Raw genomic sequence first — 22,543 nt, 5'->3', positions numbered from 1 at the left:
CTGCAAATATAAAAGGAATTACATTGCCATTCCCTATTTGAAATTGGTTTTATTAGCCTTTATTTACCTAAATTTGGACTATGGTTTTGGTAACAGGTGGTACGGGATTGGTTGGGGCACATCTTTTGTTGCATTTGCTTCAAAACAACACCAAAGTCCGTGCAATTTACAGGGAGGACAGTAATCTAAAACAGGTTGAAAAAGTATTTTCTTACTACGTAAAAGAGAAAGCTTCGGAGCTTTTTGACGCTATTGATTGGGTATTGGCCGACATCAATAACATCCCTGCCTTGGAGACTGCATTCAAGAATGTGGATTACGTTTACCATGCTGCCGCACTAATTTCATTTGACCCTAAGGATTATTACAAACTAAAGAAGGTAAATGCCCTGGGCACTGCCAATATTGTAAACCTTTGCCTGTCGAATAAGGTCAAGAAACTGTGTTATGTGAGTACCATCGGGGCGATTGGAAAAAGTGTAGAAGGCCATAAAGCCACCGAGGAAAATGATTGGTCTGGCCAAGAGGCAAATGTATATGCACTAACGAAACACAGGGCCGAGATGGAAGTTTGGCGTGGTTCGCAAGAAGGTCTAAACGTTGTTATCATAAATCCGGGCGTAATTATCGGCCCTGGGTTCTGGCAACAAGGCAGTGGCAATCTTTTCTCGATCGCCAACAATGCCAAAAATTACTACCCGCCGGGAGGTACTGGTTTCATTACCGTGAACGATGTTGTTAAAATGATGACCACCCTCATGCATTCAGAAATTGTCAACCAACGATTCATTGCCGTTGCAGAAAACATAACCTATAAAGAGATATTGTCCATATTGGCCAAAGCATTGGGGAAAAAAGCTCCATCCAAAATATTAAGGGTATGGCAATTGAATTTGGCCCGGTTTTTTGACTATTTACGAAGCCTCATGACCGGTGGTAAGCGAAAAATCACCAAGAAGACCATAAAATCCTTAATGCAACCGGAGGTCTATGATAATCAAAAAATCAAAGACACACTTGGTTTTCAATTTGAGGACATGAAGGAAACCATCAACTTTTGTTGTAAAATATTCAAGGAAGAGAATCCTTAGCCTCTTTTATATTCGGTTTTTTTATGGGACTTTTTTTATTCCTACTGTCCATCAGCAAGCTGTCCTTTATCTTTTTGGCCTCAGTCATGCTATCTTTTATTTTATTGAGAAGCTCCTCGACTTCCAAGTACATCGCCTCATATTCTTTAGGCAAGGATGCGTAGTACGTATCACTGGTGACAAATTGCAGGCTATCTATCTTATATTTTTCAAAAACGAAACGTGTAGGCTCTATATTCTGTTCCTCCAATATCTTCGGGTTGGCATTCCTAGCCGCATTTAAAATGGCCAAATCACTAAGGATATCGACCATTTCGTCCTTTGGGATTAAACCATCCGGTTCTTTGATCAGTTTCTCCCCACAGGAACACAAAATCAGAACAAAAACCACTACTATAAAATTCTTCATTACGACCTGTTGAAAGTTAAGCGTTTTGCATTTCGCTGTTTTGAGAACTCCCCATGTTCATAGGCCAAATGGCCATTTACAAAGGTATGGGTGATTTTTGAGGTAAAGACAGTTTCTTCGAAAGGGGACCAACCACATTCATAGGCGATATTTTCCTTGGTAACCTTCCAAGGATCGTCCAAATCGACCAAAACCAAATCGGCATAATACCCTTCCCGGATAAAACCCCGTTTATCAATATCAAATAACACTGCTGGATTATGGCACATTTTCTCGACCAATTTTTCCAAGGACAGCACTTGCTCATGGTATTTTTGAAGCATTGCGGGCAATGCGTGTTGTACCAATGGACCTCCTGAAGGGGCCTGGGTATACACATTGTTCTTTTCTTCCAAGGTATGGGGCGCATGATCCGTGGCAATGACATCGATACGATCATCAAGTAGTGCTTCCCAAAGTTTACTACGGTCCCCCGCCGATTTTACCGCAGGGTTCCATTTGATCAATGTGCCCTTGGCATCATAGTCCGCATCTGAAAACCAAAGATGGTGTATACATACTTCCGCGGTAATCTTCTTTTGCATTAACGGAATGTCATTGCGAAACAAATCGGTCTCAATACCCGTCGATAGGTGGAAAACATGAAACCTTGCTCCGGTTTTCTTCGCCAAGGCAATCGCTTTTGAGGAAGAAAGATAACAAGCTTCGGCACTTCGAATCAGCGGATGGTATTTAATAGGAATGTCGTCGCCGTATTTTTCCCGGTATTCGGCCAAATTTCGTTTTATGGTCGTTTCATCCTCACAATGTGCGGAGATAACCATTTCGGTATTTCTAAAGATGTTTTCGATAACCACCTCATTATCGACCAGCATATTCCCCGTGGAAGATCCTAAAAAGAGCTTAATACCCGAACAGGCATTCTTGTCCAGTCGTTTTATTTCTTCCAGATTATCATTGGTACCCCCGAATAAGAAAGAATAATTGGCAAAGGAAGTTTCTGCCGCCCTTGCGAATTTTTCTTCGAGTTTTTCAAGGGTCGTAGTTTGGGGGTTGGTATTCGGTTGTTCCATAAAGGAAGTAATTCCCCCTGCAACAGCAGCCCTACTTTCCGAGGCAATATCACCCTTATGGGTTAGCCCGGGCTCCCTAAAATGTACTTGATCATCGATAAGGCCTGGGAGTAGGAACTTACCAAATGCATCGATAACCTTTGCGTTGGCATCGCTAATGGATGGGGCTATCCTAAGAATGATCTCGTCCTCGAGCAGAACATCGGATTCATAAACCCTGTTCTCATTGACGATATTCACATTTTTAATCAGAACCCTACCCATAATCAGAATTGATTTTTTTGGAAAATACTTTTAAGCTTCATTTTCATAACCCCAAAAACAGCCTCACTTATTATCGAAGAACTCATTTTTGATTTCCCTTTTTCCCTATCCTTAAAAATAATCGATACTTCCTCTATTTTGAATTTTTTAAGGTGGGCCCTAAATTTCATTTCAATTTGGAAAGCATAGCCTACAAACCTTACGGAATCCAGATTTATACTTTCGAGCACATGACGTCTATAACATACGAACCCGGCTGTTGGGTCATGAACACGCATTCCCGTGATCAATTTTACATAAAACGACGCCCCATAGGAAAGCAATATGCGGTACAACGGCCAGTCAACAACATTAACCCCTTTTTTATACCGGGAGCCCACAGCGACATCAGCCCCGCTTTCACAAGCCTTATGCAATCGCAAAAGATCGGTTGGGTTGTGTGAGAAATCGGCGTCCATCTCAAAAATATAATCATATTTCTTGGCAATCGCCCATTTAAACCCGTGAATATAGGCCGTACCCAATCCTGATTTTTCGTGACGTACTTCCAAAAACAACCTATCGGGGAATTCCTTTTGCATCCCCACCACATGATCAGCTGTGCCATCGGGTGAATTATCATCAACAATCAGCACATGAAAATCTTTCTTCAACGCAAAAACAGCCCTTATAATCGCATCAATATTCTCAATCTCATTATACGTGGGGATAATGACCAAACTACCTGCCATAAACTTCTTTCAATTTACACAAAAATAGTCTTTTAAACGCTTTTGGGAAATTCGAACTTCCTATTTATCATTTTTTTTAACCTTTTGGTTACCATGTAGAATTTGTAATTTTACGCCCAAACCAACAATCATCAATGTCATTGAAATTACCTAAACTATTTTATTACCTGTTGGGATCCATATTGATCCTTAACCTTTTACAGGCCAACTTCACAGAACTGATTTTTGATGAAGCCTATTATTGGCATTATGCCAAAAACCTGGCTTGGGGGTACTTTGACCATCCTCCCATGGTTGCCCTAATGATTAAAATCGGCAGTTATTTCTTCGATGGTGAGTTAGGGGTGCGTTTTGTTAGTTGCCTCTTATCGGCCGGTACCTTTATTTTATTGTGGCTGGCCATTGACAATCCCAACAAGAAAAAGTACGTGCCTCATTTTTTTGCCCTCGTTTTCTCGATGACCTTGCTCAATGCCTACGGATTTTTCACCTTACCGGATACTCCGTTGCTTTTTTTTACCGCATTATTTCTATTGGTATACAAGAAATTCATTGAAAAACCATCCTTTGTCCTTGGGCTTCTATTGGGAGTGATCATGGCTGCACTCATGTACAGTAAATACCATGCTGTCCTGGTAATTTTCTTTGTGCTGCTCTCAAACCTAAAATTGGTCCTTAACAAATATGCATGGCTAGCCGTAATCACAGCTTTATTATGCTATTTCCCCCATTTTTTATGGCTATATGAACACGATTACATCTCCATAAAATACCATCTTTTCGAACGTCCCAATGCCCCATATAACTTCAACAAATACACTTTGGGTTTTTTGGTGAACCTGGTGGCGATTTTCGGACTTACATTCCCGTTCGTTTACTATGCCCTGGCTAAAAGCCGTGCCAAGGACCTCTTTACAAAGGCCCTACTTTATCTAACTTATGGCGTCTTGATTTTCTTTTTTATATCGAGTTTCAACCGACGGGTGCAGACCCAATGGATCATCGTTGTTTCAATACCTATGGCCATTCTTGTCTTTTCCTATATGTTGGAGCACGAAAATATCCGTAAATGGCTCTTTAGGCTTGCCCTTATAAACATTGCCATTATCCTTATTCTCAGGATCGGATTAATTTACGAACCATTGTTCCCCATCCATTACGAAACACACGGTAATAAAGCCTGGATGGCTCTAATACAATCAAAGGCAGGTGATAACCCCGTGGTCTTTGAAAACTCATACCGCAATGCGCCCATGTATGCTTTTTATACAGGAAAAACCTCCTATTCCCTGAACAACATCAACTATCGGCAGAACCAATATTCAATAGATAATTCGGAAGAAGCGGTACAACACAAGAAGGTACTCTACATTTCAAAATACCTGGACAAAAAGGACATTGCCTTCCCTAAGGACAGTGGCAGCATATATTATGGTATGTTTATGGATGATTTTGAATCCTTCAGAAAATTACGCTGTATTGTCGAAGATGAAAAATTCGAATTGAATGATGAAAGGCATGTGGTAAAGCTGTATAATCCTTATGACCAGGATATTGCCTTGAAAAAATTGAAGTTCGCCATTGCCTATTTGAATGAAGCAAAGCAATTTAAGGAACTTGTTGGCGTGGACCTGGTTCCCGAAAATGCACAATTAATGCATCTTTCTTCCAATGATTCCACACTTTTCACGTTTAAACTACCAAAGCCGAAGAAAACCGACGCCCCAAAATATTTTAAAATTGTAATTTCTGAAAACGGTTTGCGATACGGCTTGAACAGTAAAACGATAAAATTGGACTAATGGAGGCCATTCTTCGAAATACGATTACGAACGATTGGATAACCATCTTGGTGGTGCTAAGCCTTCTATTCTTGGTTTTGGCAAAAAATGTGTTTTATTCCCGATTTTTGAATTTCATCATACTTCCTTTTAACAACAAGTACATTTTCATGTACAACAAAAAGGAGAAACTGATGAATTGGTTTAATTTGTTTTGGGGCTTGTTCCTGATTATCAACTTTTCCCTTTTCATATACCTGGCCCTGAATATCATAATGGAAAACGACCATTCCAGTAAGGCTTTGGCCTTTCCGTGGATTATAGGGGCCGTTATCGTCTATATCTTCCTTAAATTGGGATTGCAGCTGGGTAATGGATACATTTTTGGCATTAAAAAAATGATTACTGAGGTCCTTTTCAAGAAATTGTCCTATTTCAATTACAGTGGTATGATCATGTTTTTGGCCAATATCATTCTAACCTACATCCTATTAGGCTCCAAACCTGTGGTATATGTGGCCATTCTCCTAATTTTATTGGTAAACATAATCGGCTGGATCACAATCCTGAGGAATCATCAAAAATTGATCACAAGCTATTTTTTCTATTTTATTTTGTACCTTTGCGCTCTTGAAATCGCACCGTTAATCCTCATCGGGAGCTATCTAAAAGACTAGGATTTATGAAAATAAAGACAATTTTGGTATCGCAGCCTGAGCCTAAAATGGAAAATTCCCCATATTCCAGACTCATTGACAAGGAAAAAGTTAAAGTAGACTTCAGACCTTTTATTCACGTTGAAGGAGTTGATGCCAAAAGCGTTCGTCAACAAAAGATAGATTTAAAGAATTTCACGGCCATCATTCTTTGTAGCAGAAATGCTGTAGACCATTTCTTTAGGATAGCCGATGAAATGCGTTTCAAAGTACCGGACTCCATGAAATATTTTTGCCAGTCCGAAGCGGTTGCCTATTATTTACAAAAATATGTGGTCTACCGAAAACGTAAGATCTATGTAGGTAAAATGCATTTTATCGACCTTCTTCCTTTGATCAAAAAATACAAGGATGAAAAGTTTCTTCTTCCTTCCTCCGATGTTTTAAAATCACAAGTGCCAGAAGCCTTGGATGAACTTGGTGTTGACTGGAAAAGAGGTATCTTTTACAAAACGGTTATCAGTGATCTTTCTGATTTGAGGGATGTATATTACGATGTTTTGGTCTTCTTTAGTCCATCGGGAATAGAATCATTGCTTAAGAATTTCCCGGATTTTGAACAAAAGGACACACGCATTGCCGTATTTGGAAATTCCACAGTGAAAGCGGCCACAGGGGCTGGTCTGCGCATAGACATTAAAGCGCCGACACCCGACACGCCATCAATGACCATGGCGCTACAGAAGTATATAACCACGGTAAACAAAAAATAAATATCAGGCCTCAATTTTGAGGCCTTTTTTATGACGCAATACCGTCAAGCAATATATCCACACGGCACGCATAAAAAACACCGTGCCATACTATTGATCCACCTTCGGGTTACCCTTGATCACCCGATACGCCAACACCAACCAACCTACAATCAATAAGGTTCCTCCTAACGGGGTCAACAAGGCTATTTTTCTAAAATCGAAAGCGACCAATGCATTGATTGCCAAAAGGTAAATCGAAAACGAAAACAACACAACCCCAATAAGTATAAGGTAAAACACAGTTTTCTTCTTCTCCTCCCCCACAAAACGCGTATTCGCCAAAATCATCAGGAACAAGGCATGGTACATTTGATACCGAATACCCGTTTCATAGGTCTGTATCGCATCCGCATCAACCATTTTTTCCAAACCGTGCGCCCCAAAAGCACCCAAAATAACAGCAAGCACCCCTAAGAGAATACCCGTACTAAAAATTGTTTTGTTCATAACTTAATCTGCCTAATTATTTATATATATCACAATTTGATACCTTAGTTAACCGTTTTAACCGTAAAAGTAATCAAAGTTCATGTTGCGAAAAATACTTGTTTTAGGTGCTGGTAAATCAACTTCATATTTACTGGACTACTTCTTGGAGAAATCCATTTCCGAAAAACTGCACCTTACCATTGGCGACATACATCCAGAAGGGATTCCTTCTTCGGTAATGGACCATCCCAATTGTACGGTAATCCATTTAGACATACTAAAGAATGACGATCGCAAAAAGGCCATTAAAAACAGTGATATTGTGGTCTCTATGCTACCTGCCCGTTTTCATATCCAAGTTGCAGAGGATTGCGTCGAATTGAATAAAAACCTTGTTACCGCCTCCTACATCAGTAATGAAATCCAGGCCCTTGATGAAACCGTACGGAAAAAAGGCCTCATCTTCATGAACGAGATCGGTCTAGACCCAGGAATCGACCACATGAGCGCTATGCAGGTCATTGACCAAATTACGGATCAAGGCGGAAAAATAATCCTTTTCGAATCGTTTACCGGAGGCTTGGTCGCCCCCGAAAGTGACAATAACCTCTGGAACTACAAATTCACTTGGAATCCTAGGAATGTTGTCTTGGCCGGACAGGGTGGTGCAGCAAAATTCATTCAGGAAGGCACCTATAAATACATACCCTACCATAAGCTATTTCGACGAACCGAATTTTTCGAAATTGAGGGATACGGTAAGTTCGAAGGTTATGCGAATCGTGATTCCCTAAAATACCGTGAGGCATACGGATTACAGGATGCCCTTACCCTTTACAGGGGCACGATGCGCAGGGTAGGATTTTCCAAAGCATGGAATATGTTCGTACAGCTGGGCATGACCGATGACAGCTATACCATTGAAAACTCAAAAGGAATGTCATACCGTGAATTCACGAATTTATTCCTGCCCTATTCCCCAACCGATTCGGTTGAATTGAAACTAAGACATTATCTCAAAATAGACCAGGATGACAGCAAATGGGAAATGCTATCCGAACTGAATCTTTTTGATTCAAAAAAGACCATTCCCTTAGACCATGCCACCCCGGCACAAATCCTACAATTGATACTTGAGGATAGCTGGACCTTGGATGAGGACGATAAGGATATGATCGTGATGTACCATAAGTTTGGCTATGAACTCCACGGTAAAAAATTGCAGATCGATTCCAATATGGTCGTCATTGGCGAAAACCGCTTTCATACGGCTATGGCGCGAACCGTGGGACTCCCGGTTGCCATTGCCACCCTATTGATTTTAAACGGAAAGATCAAGACCCCCGGAGTTCAAATACCCATATCCAAGGAGGTCTATGACCCTATTTTAAAGGAATTGAAGAACTATGGAATCAATTTCAAGGAATACGAGGTACCGTATTTAGGTTACAACCCGGATAGTGTAGGCAATTAACATTTCATCTAATTTCCGTATTTTTACTTTCATTTTGAAACGTAACTATGAAATCTGACGATAAAAATGTAAAAATCGATGGAATTGACAAGGAAATCCTAAGATTTTTAATGAATGACGCCCGAAAACCAGTTCTTGAGATTGCCAGGAGTATTGGCATCTCCGGTGCCGCAATCCACCAACGCCTACGAAAACTGGAAGCCTCGGGGTTATTGTCGGGCTCTAAATTCATCATCAACCCAAAGGTGTTAGGCTACACCACAATGGCATATATAGGCATCTATCTGGATAAGGCCATGAGCAATCCTATCGCCGTAAAACAATTGGAAAAAATACCAGAGGTTTTGGAGTGCCATTACACCACCGGAAATTGGTCGATCCTTATCAAAGTACTCTGTAAGGATAATGAGCATTTAATGCATGTATTGAATAAAGAAATACAACAAATCGAAGGTGTCTCAAGGACAGAAACCTTTATTTCCCTGAACCAACAGATCGACAGACAGATCACCATATAAAAAAAGACGCCATAGGCGTCTTTTCCATATTATTGTTGGGAGACAATTAATCCCTACCTCCCAATACTTGCAATCCCCAATACACCAAAGTGGCCAAGGAACCAATGGCTGCCACCAAATAAGTACGGGCAGCCCACTTCAAAGCATCTTCCGAACCTTTGTATTCTTCCTGTGTCACTATATGTTTTGCCTTTAGCCATGCCAATGCCCTATTACTGGCATCATATTCAACTGGCAAGGTTATAAAACTGAATAAAGTGGCCATGCCCATCATTACCAAACCTGCAACGGCTACCCAATATCCGAATCCTACCCCAGCAGCTGCACCGAGCATCAATCCTCCAAAAACAACCCACATAGACATTCCTGAGGTAACACTGACAATAGGCACCAACTTAGACCTTAAGGTCAACCACTCATAGGCTTGGGCATGCTGAACGGCATGGCCGCATTCATGGGCAGCAACGGCCGCTGAGGCGGCGTTTCTTTGATTATAAACCCCTTCACTCAAATTAACGGTTTTATTCTTTGGATTATAGTGATCCGACAGCATTCCCGGGGTAGAGACCACTTTTACATCCCTGATTCCATGATCCGCCAACATTTTCTCCGCAATCTCCGCACCGCTCATTCCATTTTGCAAATGTACTTTGGAGTAGAACTTGAATTTACTTTTCAGTTTACTGCTCACCAGCCAACTCACTAAGGCAATGGCACCAATCAATATATAATATCCCATCATAACTTTTCTGTTTTTACTATTATCAACTAAAATACTAAAGTTTCCCATCTTTAAAGGATGGATACTGTTTAAAACAAAAACCCCGCCAAAATTGACGGGGTTGATTTTACTGACAAAATGTACTTTTTATGCCATTGCAGCATCCCAACCGAAGGCTTCAATGATTTCTTTGAAAATAACTTCCCCTTCAACGATGTTCAACCCCTTTTTCAAAGATTCATCTTCAGCACAGGCCTTTCTCCACCCCTTATTGGCCAAGGCCAAAACATAGGGCAAGGTCACATTGGTAAGGGCCACTGTAGAAGTGTACGGTACCGCACCCGGCATATTGGCCACTGAATAATGAACCACATCATCAATAATATAAATAGGATCTTCATGGGTGGTAGGCCTAGTGGTTTCCACACATCCCCCTTGATCTACGGCAACATCGACGATTACCGTACCAGGATGCATCGTTTTAAGCATGTCACGGGTTATCAAATTAGGAGCTTTAGCCCCTTTGACCAATACCCCACCTACAATCAAATCATGGGTTCTAACATGCTTTCGAATATTATATTCATTCGAAAACTCGGTGACCACATGACTTGGCATTACGTCATTGACATACCGTAGGCGTTTCATGTTGATATCGAGGATTGTGACATGGGCCCCTAAACCAGCAGCCATTTTAGCGGCCTGTATTCCAACGACACCAGCTCCTAAAACCAAGACCCTACCTGGAGGTACACCGGGAACACCCCCTAGTAAAACACCACGCCCTTTTTTGGGCTTCTCTAAATATTTAGCGCCTTGCTGAATCGCCATTCGGCCCGCAACTTCGGACATGGGTGTTAACAGCGGCAATGTACCTTCCTCATCCTCCACGGTCTCATACGCAATACATATGGCTTCCCTTTCGATCATCGCTTTGGTCAGAGGTTCACTGGATGCAAAATGAAAATAAGTAAAAACAACCTGTCCTTTTTGAATGAGGCCATATTCTTCCTCAATAGGCTCCTTGACCTTTACGATCATTTCACTTAGACTATACACCTGACCAATTGTATCCAATATAATGGCACCCACCTGTTTATAATCATCATCGGAAAAGCCACTGCCTTCCCCAGCTCCGGATTGCACATACACCTTATGGTTCTTGTGCACCAATTCAAAAACACCGGCAGGCGTCATGCCCACCCTACTTTCGTTGTTCTTAATCTCTTTTGGAATACCTACTGTCATTGGATATGATTTTTAGAATATGCAGGTAAAATTGTGACAATTGTTTGGAATAAAAAAATTATGTATTGAAAAACAGGGGGTTAATTCGACAAAATACATTGTTATATCATTATATACCCCTATTTTTTAGGGGGTGTAATTATTTTTTTAACTTTTTAAATAGATATACTACATTTTTATAGGGGGTAATTCATTTAATTTATAAAAATTACTTTTCTAAAAAAAAAGAAGCCGCCCTCCAAAAATGGAGGGCGGCTTCAAGTATTTTAAAAGCAGGTTATTACCCCACGATATTCACGATTTTACCTGGCACCACAATGACTTTTTTAGGGGTTCTACCCTCTAATTGCTTCTGTGTTTTTTCATGGGCCATTACTGCCGCTTCGATTCCGTCTTTATCCAAATCCAACGGCAACTCCAACATAAAGCGCATTTTACCATTGAAAGATATGGGATATTGCTTGCTACTCTCCACCAAATGACTTTCATCAAAAACAGGGAAAGGTGCCGTGGCAATTGACTCGCTATGTCCCAACTGCGACCAAAGCTCTTCCGCAATATGGGGCGCATAGGGTGATACCAAAATGGCCAAAGGCTCCAAAATGGCCCTACTGGTACATTTTTGTGTAGAAAGTTCGTTTACGCAGATCATGAAAGTGGACACTGAGGTATTGAAAGAGAAATTCTCAATATCTTCCTCCACCTTTTTAATGGTCTTGTGCAAGGTCTTAAGGTTATCCTTTGTAGGTTCGGCATCATTGAACTTGGCACCGTTTTCATCGAAATACAAACGCCACATTTTTTTCAAGAAACCGTGTGTTCCTGTAATACCTGCCGTGTTCCATGGTTTGGACTGCTCCAAAGGCCCTAGGAACATCTCGTACAATCGCAACGAATCGGCCCCGTATTCCTCACAAATCTCATCCGGACTCACCACATTGTATTTGGATTTGGACATTTTTTCGACTTCGCGTCCAACGATATACCGGTCATTTTCACCATCTATAATACTTCCATTTTCACCAACAAAAATGGCATTTTTAAATTCAGGCTTCCAATTTCTTAATCCCTCAATATTTAACTCATCTGAACTGTTTACTAATGACACATCTGCATGGATTGGTCTAATAGGAATAAAATCTCTGAACCATGCAATGGATATGTAACCTAATCTTTCGGCCGCTTGTAACAATGTTTGATACAATCTCTTAATCAAGTTCAGGTCATCAATTTTCAAACTATACTCTTCACAAATTTCAAAATCAGATTTAGGAGCTTTTTTCCATAGATCGTGCAAAAGATTTATATTCTCTCGTACAAGTTGTAAAACTCCAAAACTCAAAATTAAATTTTTAGTTGAATCCCTTTCCGAATCTGCATCATTGCTTACAAAACCACCGTCATAAACATAAATGAAAGCACTTGTACCGGTAATCATCCCTTGGTTAATGAGTTTTTTGGCAAACTCATCCTTAGGCACAAAACCTTTATCGAACATGAACTTTTGCCAAAAACGGGAATACAACAAATGCCCTGTAGCATGCTCACTACCACCGATGTACAAATCCACATCTTGCCAATAGTTAATCGCTTCCTGTGAAAATATCGCCTCGTCGTTACCGGGATCCATATACCGGTTAAAGTATTGGGAACTCCCCGCCCAACCGGGCATGGTGTTGAGTTCCAAAGGAAAAATGGTTTTATGGTCAATCAAATCATTACTGACGACTTTGTTCTCCTTCGTATCCCAAGCCCAAACCGTGGCATTGCCCAAGGGTGGCTCACCGGTTTCGGTAGGTAAATATTTTTCAACTTCGGGCAAGGTTATGGGCAAATGTTCCGTATCGATCATTTGCGGTAAACCATCTACATAGTACACTGGGAAAGGCTCGCCCCAATAGCGTTGACGGCTAAAAACCGCATCCCGTAATCTATAGTTTATCTTTCCTTTTCCCTGGCCCATTTTCTCCAACTCAAAAATGACCCTTTTCACGGCTTTCTTATAAGGCAATCCGTTTAGAAAATCCGAATTGGCGATTACCGCAGAACCCTTATCTGAAAAAGCCTCTTCAGAAATATCGACTCCCTCAAAAATATTGGGAATGGGAATATTGAAGTGCTTCGCGAAATCATAATCCCGCTGGTCCCCACATGGAACGGACATTACCGCTCCCGTACCATAACCTGCCAACACATAATCCCCGATCCAAACAGGAATCGGTTCTTTTGTGAACGGATGCTCTGCATAGGCACCGGTAAATGCACCCGAAATGGTCTTTACATCAGCCATACGATCACGTTCCGAACGTTTGGCCGTAGCCTCTATATACGCCTCTACCTCAGCTTTTTGTTCCGGGGTGGTTATTTGGGGCACCAACTCGTGTTCTGGGGCCAAAGTCATAAAACTAACCCCGAAAATGGTATCGGGCCGGGTCGTGAACACCTCTATAGGATAGGACTTCCCGACAGTATCGGAAACCATTGTTTTAAAAGTGACGGATGCCCCTTCACTTCTCCCGATCCAATTGGTCTGTGAATCTTTTAAGGGTTGTGGCCAATCGATCTTGTCCAAACCATCCAATAAACGCTGGGCATACGCGGTGATCCGCATGCTCCATTGGGTCATTTTTTTACGAACCACAGGATGGCCACCACGTTCCGAAACCCCGTTTACAATCTCATCATTGGCCAAAACCGTACCCAAACCAGGACACCAGTTTACTTCGGTTTCCGCCAAGTACGTTAATCGGTATTGCAATAATATTTCTTGTTGCCGTGTGTTCGAGAACCCTTTCCAATCCGCTGCCGAGAATTCCACGATATCATCATCACATACCGCATTTACCTTTGAATTACCTTCTTTCTCAAATTGGGCAATCAAAGATTCAATATCCTCAGCCTTGTCCGAATCCTTATTGTACCAAGAATTGAACAATTGAATAAAAACCCATTGGGTCCACTTATAATATTTCGGGTTTGAGGTACGTACCTCCCGGCTCCAATCAAAGGAGAAACCGATTTTATCCAGTTGCTCCCGATACCTATTGATGTTGGTCTCGGTGGTAATCGCAGGGTGCTGTCCTGTTTGAATAGCATATTGCTCTGCAGGAAGTCCGAAAGAATCATATCCCATGGGATGTAACACATTGAACCCCTTGTGGCGTTTGTAACGCGCATATATATCACTGGCAATATACCCTAACGGATGCCCAACATGTAATCCCGCCCCTGAAGGGTAAGGAAACATATCCAATACATAAAATTTTTCCTTATCGGAATTGTTCTCTGCCTTAAAAGTTTGGTTTTCGGCCCAAAATTTCTGCCATTTGGCCTCAATTTCATTGAAATTGTACTGCATGTCTTATCTTTCTTAACTATACCGGGCAAAAATAAGTTTAATCCTTGAAAGGGAAAAGATTATATGGACTTACAATCTGAGAATATTGGGTATGGTTTTCCGGATTGTGAAGATTATCTTTGATACCCATCAGTTGCGGATTTCGGCAAAATGCAGCATCATTTGCCCGTTCTTAGAGTAACCATGAAGAAATCAAATTATAATTTAATCGGTATTGCCCTCATTTTTTGGGGATTATCGATTTTTGTGGCGCATGCACAATTGGGATTTTGTGGCGGCAATTCAGGGGATCCTATTTTTACTGAGGATTTTGGGGCTGGCACGACCAACGGACCTCCTTTACCCGCTGGAACCACCTCGTATACGTATATCGATGGGGAACCCATAGATGGCAAATACACCATCTCTAGCCATACCGCATATTACGATTGGTTCAACACCACCGACCATACCCCGAACGACAACAACGGAAAAGCGTTTATCGTGAATGCGAGTTATACCCCGGGGGAGTTTTACCAAAGAACCGTAACCGGATTGTGTGAGAATACCTCCTATGAATTTTCATCATGGCTGATAAATTTACACCCTGTATCCGGCTGCAATCGCAATGGCATTCCCATCAACGTTAGATTTCAGATTTGGGACAATACAGGAACCGATTTATTGGCATCAGGTGATACTGGAACCATTGCTGACAAATCTTCACCCGTTTGGGAACAATACGCCCTTGTGTTCCAAACCCTCCCGGGACAAACCGCGGTTATCCTGAAAATGCTGAACAATGGTGCCGGTGGATGCGGTAACGACCTCGCTATTGATGATATCGTCTTTAAAACTTGTGGCGATTTTATTGATATCACCAATGACCAAAACGAAACGAACATACTGGTCTGCGAAGATTACGGACCTGTAAGCACACATCTTACCGCCCATCCCGATTATTCGATTTACCCCACCCATGTATATCAATGGCAAGAAAGCACCGATGGTGAAAATTGGAATGACATTGTTGGGGAAACCAATCAGGATTACACTCCACCACTACTAACCTCAACCATATTCTATAGGGTAAAGGTAGCTGAGGACATTATAAATTTGAACAACGCTTTATGTAATACCCAATCGGAGGTCTTCGATATCATTATTATCCCCAAACCCGACCCTCCTAGTAGCGATTACACCCTAAAGACCTTATGCCCTGACGAAGGTCAGGTTATTTCGGTAACGGTTCCGTCGAATACCACGGTGAATTGGTATGATGTACCCTCAGGCGGCACCCCCCTGCTTGAAAACAACAATTCTTACAGCCCGCAACTCCCAGGCACCTATTATGCAGAGGCGGTATCAACGATGGTAGAATGCACGTCCAGCGCCCGTACGGCAATCACGGTAGACTTCGATACGCCCCCTATGCCGATTGATGAGGATTTGACCTTTTGCGAAGGAAGCACTATCGTACTTGCTGCAGGAATAGACCATATGGCATACGATTGGAGTACCGGGGAAACCACTCCCGATATCGAGGTAATGGCCCCAGGACAATACACCGTTAAAATAACCAATGCGAATGGTTGTTCAGCCATTAAGACAATACAACTAACCCAGCTGAATGCCCCGATAATCGATTATATCACCTCGGATGATTACACCCTTGAGATCCATATGGGAAATTCAGGAAATTTCGCTTACTCCATAGACGGTTACTCCTATCAGGGGAGTCCTGTCTTTGAGAATACGCCGGGCGGACATTATACCGTTTTTGTAAGCGAAAAAAACGGATGCGGCACCACCCCTATGGACTATGTTCATCTTGTTATCCCAAAATTCTTTACCCCCAACGGAGACAAGGTCAATGATATTTTTATTCCCGAGGGTATTGAAGCCTATGCAAGTTACGAGGTCATGATTTTCAATCGCTACGGCATGCTTATCAAACACACGAAAAACACCTCATTTCAGTGGGATGGCCGTTTTAACAACAAAGCCCTTCCTTCGGATGATTATTGGTACGCCATACATATCGATGGAAAAGTGCTAAAAGGGCATTTTAGTTTAAAAAGATAAAACCCTGCTTATTTTTATAGGCGTGAATATCAATTTACTTTCCTATTTTTACATATTGAAGTATTCCAGGCATGAGCAAATCTTTTGAACGATACCAAAAACGAAAATTAATCTCTTCGTATTTCTCCGTGGTTTTAAGTATTGGGTTGGTACTTTTCCTTTTAGGTATTCTTGGTTTATTGGTACTGAATACCAAAAAAATGGCCGATCACTTCAAGGAACAGATAACCGTCTCGGTTTTTTTAAAGGAAAATGCCAAAGAGGTCGAGGTCGATCAATTACAAAAGAGTTTGGCCATGGCCGAATACACCAAAACGGCTACATACGTATCCAAGGAAGAGGCCGCCGAACAGCATAGTGCTGATATTGGTGAGAATTTTATCGATTTCCTAGGGTACAACCCATTGAAGAATTCCATTGATGTTCAATTGAATGCCGATTTTGTTTCGCCGGAACAAATAGAGGAAATCGCCACCGAGATATCCAAAAAGAATTATGTAGACGAGGTAAGTTATGACAAACCCTTGGTTGGCCTACTAAGCGATAATGTAAAGAAAATCAGTTTTTGGATCCTTGTGGCAAGTGCCATTTTCACGTTTATTGCAGTATTATTGATCAACAGTTCCATTAGGTTATCCATCTACTCCAAACGCTTTATCATAAAAACCATGCAAATGGTAGGGGCTACCAAGATTTTTATCCGAAGACCTTTTATCTGGACAAACATAAAGTTGGGCATGTTGGGAGCGCTGATTGCATTAATAGGTTTAGGTGCCGTCTTGTTTTATCTGGACAGCAATTTTACCGAATTCAATCTGCTACAGGATAGTACCGTGATTATTTTACTGTTTGTCGGTGTTTTCGTTTTAGGGGTATTGATCTCTTTGATAAGCACCTATTTTGCCACACAACGCTTCTTGAACCTCAGGACCGACGAGCTTTATTACTAACATATCACCATCGTTTTTTGTGTGGAATATCAGATGACCAATGCCAAGGCTCTCAAAAAAAGCCATGAAATTGTAATAAAAACATAAATTCCCGGTTAAATAAAAATAATAAGTCTGACTTCATTAAATTTGCCACATGGCCAACAAGCAAAACATTTCAAGTGGACAAGATGTTAAGCATGAATTCATATTCCATAAAAAGAATTATTTGTTCATGTTTCTAGGAATTGCCTTTATCGCCTTGGGTTTTATACTCATGTCCGGGGGTGGTAGCAGCGATCCGAATGTCTTTAATGAGGACATTTTTAATTTTCGTAGAATCCGATTGGCTCCTACCTTGGTATTGATCGGTCTTGGTATTGAAATCTATGCCATTTTGTTGAATCCCCATAAGAAAAGCAAGTAATTGGAAACATTTGACGCAATTATCCTTGGAATCATCCAAGGTCTGACCGAATTTCTTCCGGTATCATCCAGTGGACATTTAGAATTAGGAAAAGCCATATTGGGAGACCACTCGGTTCCCGAAGAAAGTTTGTTGTTTACCGTGGTACTGCATTTTGCAACTGCACTCAGTACTATGGTGGTATTCAGAAAAGACGTTTGGGAGATCATTAAAGGGCTTTTTCAGTTACAATGGAACGAGGAAACCCGTTTTACCTTAAAAATCATAATCTCAATGATACCTGCCGTATTGATTGGCCTCTTTTTTGAAAAACAATTGGAAGCCTTTTTTGGGGGGGATATCCGCTTTGTTGGTTTTATGTTATTGATTACTGCGGTATTGCTGTATTTTGCCGATAAGGCCAAGGACACCGATAAGAAAGTTTCCTATAAAAATGCACTCATCGTGGGTATTTCCCAGGCGATTGCCATGCTACCGGGTATTTCTAGATCAGGAGCTACGATTTCGACGTCTGTTTTATTGGGAGTGGACAAGACCAAAGCGGCCCGTTTTTCATTTTTAATGGTAGTCCCCTTAATATTCGGTAAAATGGCCAAAGACATAATGAGTGGGGAACTAAGCGTCCAAAGTGAGGATACCTTTGCCATGGGAGCAGGGTTCATTGCGGCGTTCATTGCCGGTTTGGCAGCCTGTACTTGGATGATCCAATTGGTAAAGAAAAGCAAATTGAGCTATTTTGCCATTTACTGCTTGATCGTTGGACTCATTGCCATTGCATATAGTTACTGGGTTTAAATTTCTTTATCCACCAACTTTGAAAAAACCTAAAAACGCCTTTTAATGAAATCATTGTCAAAAGAAGATTTTTTAGAAGGGCAATTGCTTTTGATCGACAAGCCTATGGGCTGGTCATCTTTCCAAGCAGTCAACAAACTCAAGTGGGCCATTCGCAAGAAATTCTCACTAAAAAAAATCAAGATAGGACATGCCGGCACATTAGACCCTTTGGCCACAGGCCTCTTACTGATTTGCACAGGTAAATTCACCAAGAAAATAAACGACCTTCAGGGGCAAGTAAAGGAATATACGGGAACAATTACCGTGGGAGCCACAACACCTTCCTTTGACCTGGAAACCGAAGTGAATGAAACCTTTCCGATTGACCATATTTCAGATACTTTGATCCACGAGACCACAACAGGTTTTATTGGGGAGATTGAACAGGTACCGCCCGTATTCTCCGCTTTAAAGAAGGATGGGAAACGATTGTATGAATATGCCCGCGAAGGCAAGGAAGTTGAAATAAAAAAACGTAGGGTAACCATTTCAGAATTTGAAATCACCAAAATAGATTTACCTAAAATCGAATTCAGGGTTGTCTGCAGCAAGGGTACCTATATTCGTTCTTTAGCCCATGATTTTGGCAAGGCATTGCAATCAGGAGGGCATTTATCTACATTGAGAAGAACCAAAATAGGTGATTATAACGTAGATATTGCAACTGACCCCAATGATTTTGCAGAAATACTGCTCGACCAAGGGGGTAGTTTGGATCAGAATTAAAAAGAATCCATTTCAACGAAAAATTAAAATATTTTACCAAAATCTTGGTTATAGCCTTATGCAACTTAACCGTCAACAGTTATCATTACTCATAACCGTATTCTCCATGGCCATTGTGGTCCTGGGGCTTTACAACATTCATCTTGGCGGACAACAAGAGGAGGATGAGTATGTGGTAGAATTGGTCATGAGCGAGGAAATGCTTGAGGAATTGATCAAGGATGAGGAAAAAATGTTGGAGGAACTTCAGAACCAAGACCCCATTAAAAGCCATATGGCCTTCAATGAAACCGCAAAACCAAGTTTTGGGAATCCCGAACCCTTGAAAACCCTTGAAGAGATTTTAGAGGAAAAAGCCATGAATGCATCCGATGATGCATCGGAATATGATGGTATGGATTCCGACTATGTGGCCAAGGTAAAGGAATTGGCCAAACAAAGGGAGGAGAAAAAACAATTGCTGGGGGAAAGGGAAGCCCAAAAAGAAGAGCGGACCAATTTTCTCGCCGCAAGGAGAACTTCAGTATCCTATTCACTTGTGGACAGGAACAATTATAAATTACCCCCACCAATCTATACGTGTATCGAAGGGGGAAAAGTAGTCATCAATATTGAAGTCGATGCACTCGGTAATGTGACCGATGCCAGCTTCAACGAAAAAAGTTCCGGTACATCCAATGGATGTCTGGTAGATAATGCGATTACCTATGCCCTTAAAGCTAAGTTTGACACCTCCTCAAAAGCAATGCAAAAAGGAACGATCACGTACCTATTTCAAGGCAAGTAACTCCAAAAGATCATTAAGCATACTTTGACCTTTGTCCTTATTATACCAAACTTGTAGTTCTTCCTTAAATTCAGGTGTTAACATCCCATGTTGGTTTTTATAATCAACGACCATTTGTTGGGCTATTTTAGGTCTAGAACCCCATTCACCAACAACATTGCCCGAAGCATCATCGACCATGACCAATTTAGGGATACTCATGGCCCCATTGGTCAAAAATCGGTTCATAATCCCAAGGTTTTCATCCCGTAAGATTATTTTCAGGGAGATATCGTCATTTAAGGCAGCTACTTTATTGATCATTGGCAAGGACTGTGCTGCATCCCCACACCAACTTTCGGTCAACACCAACCAAGTTACCTTTTTACCCGCGTAACTTTTTATCCTATCTGCGGATGCTTCATCGATTTTCAAGGTTTTGTCCAAACGCTTCATACGTCGTTGGTTCAGGAGGGTATAATTGACCATATCCTCGGATACTTCGGTTCCTGTGGCCTTACCTTCTGCTGCCAAACCATCCATTAACAATCTATAGTCAAGATATGACATTCCCCTTGCTATTCCTCCTTGTACAATTTCCTCCGTAGTAAGTTCCAAATTCTCCAAAACGTTTGTATCCATAGTATTATATTTAAAAACTGCAAAGTTACTTATGAATCTAAATTCCATTGGTAACTTAGGTCACATTGGTAGGTATTTCAACGAAAAACTTACAATATCGAATCCTGTTCTTTGGTCAACATCAATGAAGGAGTAATCAGCCTGTACCAACCCTTATATTTATTACTTATTTAGATATGGTCATAAATTACTGGGGTTCACGGCAAGACTTTGGAATAGTTTCGCTTTGGCGATATAGTATTTGTTCCGTACCTCTATCTTCTTTAATTCAGCATCGATGAGTTTACCCTCTCGGGAATTGACCAAAAACAATGAGCTTTCCCCAAAACTGAATTTGCGTTCCTCTGCCTTTAAAAGCGTATTATAATTTTGAACTATTTCGTTGATAAGCGGGTTTTGGTCCTCAAAGGATTCCAATTCCCTGTAAATGGACAAAATCTTGTTCTTGATCTGGATTTCTGTATTATCCAACTCATATTGGGCATCCTGTAATTTGAATTTGGCCAACTTCAAATCCCCTCGCTCCTTTCGTAAAAATAGGGGCAATTGAAAACTGAACCCACCTTTGTATTGTGTGGTTTGAAACGAATTGACAAGTTCTGGGGTCTCTGTCAAAAAATTATACTCTAGATTTATCTTCGGCAACAATCGATTCGCTTTTAGCCTTTTTTCCACACGTAAGCCATCTATTTTATATCCCAATGATTTCAATTTAGGATGATCCTCGAGCAAAAAACTATCGAGCGGCTTTCCCAATATTTCCAATGTACGATCAATTTCCCTTTCTATGGAGGTATCAGGAACCACATTCGATTGCAATTCAACAGGTATGCCTTCATTCAACCATAAGAAATTGGAAAGCTCTAGTGTTTGTTTCATTAACCTTACATTGGCCTGCTCACGTCCCAATGCCCTGGATTGCATGACTATTTTTGCCTCTACCGTATCGATGGCCGCTATTTCACCCGCCTTGGCACTACTTTTTATTCCCTCAAATCTTATTCTGGCATTTTCCAAAAAGTTATGATACACCAAAGCCTCATGATATGCTTTCAACCAATCGAAATAGGCCAACGAAGCTTCAAAAAGCACTCGATTGACCAAGAGGTCACGATCGGCCTTGGACTGATTCCTAAAATATTTCGCCTTTTTCAAGGTGGCCATTCGGTCGTTGATCCATAAACCTTGTCCGACAGACATTGAAATACCTGCACTATACAAACCGTCTGGGGGAACGGTATTTTCAGGATTCAAATAGACCCCATCATTCTGTTCGAAATTCCCTTTGAGTTCAACACCATACCATGTTGGAACCTTGAAGGTAGCATTCAAACGATCGTAATATTCGGTCCCCTTGAATTTCTTTTGACCGTAATCAACTTCTATTTTGGGATCAAAACCACCACGGGCCTTCATTAAATTCGCTTGCCCAATACTCAATTGTAATTCGGCCTGTTTTGCTATAGGATGGTACTTTTTCACATACCCCAAATACTCATTGAACCTTAAAACCAATGTATCCTGTGTTTGTGCCTGAAGCGAAACGCACCATACAAGGCATAGGAAAATAATAAAATTGCGCAT

The 22,543-nt window shown here is 41.1% G+C and carries 21 protein-coding genes; 12 read left to right on the top strand and 9 right to left on the bottom strand.

From position 1 onward, the window contains the following. Positions 1-80: 80 nt before the first annotated feature. Complete coding sequence (locus LX92_RS03075; protein ID WP_109648786.1) at positions 81-1,091, top strand: NAD-dependent epimerase/dehydratase family protein; 1,011 nt, start codon at positions 81-83, stop codon at positions 1,089-1,091. Here the strand turns inward: LX92_RS03075 and LX92_RS03070 are convergent. The 3 genes from LX92_RS03070 to LX92_RS03060 are packed head-to-tail and all read right to left on the bottom strand — an operon-like array spanning position 1,072 to position 3,568. Beyond that, positions 1,072-1,500, bottom strand: coding sequence for a DUF4296 domain-containing protein (locus tag LX92_RS03070; protein ID WP_109648785.1), 429 nt, complete (start codon positions 1,498-1,500; stop codon positions 1,072-1,074). The two genes, LX92_RS03075 and LX92_RS03070, sit on opposite strands and share 20 nt — an antisense overlap. Next, positions 1,500-2,837 carry a dihydroorotase gene (locus tag LX92_RS03065; RefSeq protein WP_109648784.1) on the bottom strand — a complete coding sequence of 446 codons (1,338 nt, stop codon included), beginning with the start codon at positions 2,835-2,837 and terminating at the stop codon, positions 1,500-1,502. The genes LX92_RS03070 and LX92_RS03065 overlap by 1 nt, the downstream gene beginning before the upstream one ends. Before the next feature lie 2 nt (positions 2,838-2,839). Further along, positions 2,840-3,568 (bottom strand): polyprenol monophosphomannose synthase, encoded by a 729-nt coding sequence (locus LX92_RS03060; protein WP_109648783.1) that lies wholly within the window; start codon positions 3,566-3,568, stop codon positions 2,840-2,842. Positions 3,569-3,702: 134 nt separating this feature from the next. Between LX92_RS03060 and LX92_RS03055 the strand changes: the two genes are divergently transcribed. Genes LX92_RS03055 through LX92_RS03045 form a run of 3 tightly spaced genes read left to right on the top strand, consistent with a single transcriptional unit; the run spans position 3,703 to position 6,778 of the window. Beyond that, on the top strand, positions 3,703-5,370 hold the full coding sequence (locus tag LX92_RS03055; protein WP_109648782.1) for an ArnT family glycosyltransferase: 1,668 nt from the start codon (positions 3,703-3,705) through the stop codon (positions 5,368-5,370). Next, positions 5,370-6,026, top strand: a complete 657-nt coding sequence (locus tag LX92_RS03050) for a DUF4271 domain-containing protein (RefSeq protein ID WP_109648781.1) — start codon at positions 5,370-5,372, stop codon at positions 6,024-6,026. The genes LX92_RS03055 and LX92_RS03050 overlap by 1 nt, the downstream gene beginning before the upstream one ends. A 5-nt stretch (positions 6,027-6,031) precedes the next feature. Beyond that, positions 6,032-6,778, top strand: a complete 747-nt coding sequence (locus LX92_RS03045) for a uroporphyrinogen-III synthase (protein ID WP_109648780.1) — start codon at positions 6,032-6,034, stop codon at positions 6,776-6,778. A gap of 90 nt (positions 6,779-6,868) precedes the next feature. On the opposite strand, the gene LX92_RS03040 is transcribed toward LX92_RS03045, so the two are convergent. After that, entirely contained in the window at positions 6,869-7,267 is a 399-nt protein-coding gene (locus LX92_RS03040) for a DUF423 domain-containing protein (protein ID WP_109648779.1), read from the bottom strand. A gap of 82 nt (positions 7,268-7,349) precedes the next feature. Between LX92_RS03040 and LX92_RS03035 the strand changes: the two genes are divergently transcribed. Together LX92_RS03035 and LX92_RS03030 are read left to right on the top strand one after the other, a co-directional pair. Beyond that, the gene (locus tag LX92_RS03035; protein WP_109648778.1) at positions 7,350-8,723 is read left to right on the top strand and encodes a saccharopine dehydrogenase family protein; all 1,374 of its coding nucleotides are present in this window, start codon (positions 7,350-7,352) and stop codon (positions 8,721-8,723) included. 47 nt (positions 8,724-8,770) lie between these two features. Beyond that, a complete protein-coding gene (locus LX92_RS03030) occupies positions 8,771-9,241 on the top strand; it encodes an Lrp/AsnC ligand binding domain-containing protein (RefSeq protein WP_109648777.1) in 471 nt (156 codons plus the stop codon). Between the two features lie 46 nt (positions 9,242-9,287). Here LX92_RS03030 and LX92_RS03025 read toward each other — a convergent pair whose 3' ends face one another. From LX92_RS03025 to LX92_RS03015, 3 genes are all read right to left on the bottom strand, one after another. Next, the gene (locus tag LX92_RS03025; RefSeq protein ID WP_109649058.1) at positions 9,288-9,983 is read right to left on the bottom strand and encodes a zinc metallopeptidase; all 696 of its coding nucleotides are present in this window, start codon (positions 9,981-9,983) and stop codon (positions 9,288-9,290) included. Between the two features lie 126 nt (positions 9,984-10,109). After that, entirely contained in the window at positions 10,110-11,210 is a 1,101-nt protein-coding gene (gene ald, locus LX92_RS03020; RefSeq protein ID WP_109648776.1) for an alanine dehydrogenase, read from the bottom strand. Positions 11,211-11,490: 280 nt separating this feature from the next. Beyond that, a complete protein-coding gene (locus LX92_RS03015) occupies positions 11,491-14,568 on the bottom strand; it encodes a leucine--tRNA ligase (RefSeq protein WP_109648775.1) in 3,078 nt (1,025 codons plus the stop codon). A gap of 183 nt (positions 14,569-14,751) precedes the next feature. On the opposite strand from LX92_RS03015, the gene LX92_RS03010 reads away from it, so the two are divergent. The 6 genes from LX92_RS03010 (at position 14,752) to LX92_RS02985 (ending at position 20,338) form a co-directional block, all read left to right on the top strand. Further along, on the top strand, positions 14,752-16,632 hold the full coding sequence (locus tag LX92_RS03010) for a T9SS type B sorting domain-containing protein (RefSeq protein WP_170117784.1): 1,881 nt from the start codon (positions 14,752-14,754) through the stop codon (positions 16,630-16,632). Between the two features lie 71 nt (positions 16,633-16,703). Further along, positions 16,704-17,582: a cell division protein FtsX gene (locus LX92_RS03005; protein WP_109648773.1), complete on the top strand. Its 879-nt coding sequence runs from the start codon at positions 16,704-16,706 to the stop codon at positions 17,580-17,582. A 136-nt stretch (positions 17,583-17,718) separates the two neighbouring features. Beyond that, the gene (locus tag LX92_RS03000; protein ID WP_109648772.1) at positions 17,719-17,988 is read left to right on the top strand and encodes a DUF3098 domain-containing protein; all 270 of its coding nucleotides are present in this window, start codon (positions 17,719-17,721) and stop codon (positions 17,986-17,988) included. Then, positions 17,989-18,783: an undecaprenyl-diphosphate phosphatase gene (locus tag LX92_RS02995; RefSeq protein WP_109648771.1), complete on the top strand. Its 795-nt coding sequence runs from the start codon at positions 17,989-17,991 to the stop codon at positions 18,781-18,783. A gap of 45 nt (positions 18,784-18,828) precedes the next feature. Next, entirely contained in the window at positions 18,829-19,551 is a 723-nt protein-coding gene (gene truB, locus LX92_RS02990) for a tRNA pseudouridine(55) synthase TruB (protein WP_109648770.1), read from the top strand. A gap of 58 nt (positions 19,552-19,609) precedes the next feature. Continuing rightward, a complete protein-coding gene (locus tag LX92_RS02985) occupies positions 19,610-20,338 on the top strand; it encodes an energy transducer TonB (RefSeq protein WP_109648769.1) in 729 nt (242 codons plus the stop codon). On the opposite strand, the gene LX92_RS02980 is transcribed toward LX92_RS02985, so the two are convergent. Beyond that, complete coding sequence (locus tag LX92_RS02980) at positions 20,321-20,959, bottom strand: thioredoxin family protein (RefSeq protein ID WP_109649057.1); 639 nt, start codon at positions 20,957-20,959, stop codon at positions 20,321-20,323. The two genes, LX92_RS02985 and LX92_RS02980, sit on opposite strands and share 18 nt — an antisense overlap. A gap of 180 nt (positions 20,960-21,139) precedes the next feature. Then, positions 21,140-22,543: a TolC family protein gene (locus LX92_RS02975; protein WP_109649056.1), complete on the bottom strand. Its 1,404-nt coding sequence runs from the start codon at positions 22,541-22,543 to the stop codon at positions 21,140-21,142.

Origin of the sequence: Maribacter polysiphoniae, assembly GCF_003148665.1 — a bacterium.
Taxonomy (GTDB): domain Bacteria; phylum Bacteroidota; class Bacteroidia; order Flavobacteriales; family Flavobacteriaceae; genus Maribacter_A; species Maribacter_A polysiphoniae.
Note: the sequence above shows the minus strand (reverse complement) of the source record. Positions and strands in the feature narration are given on the sequence as shown.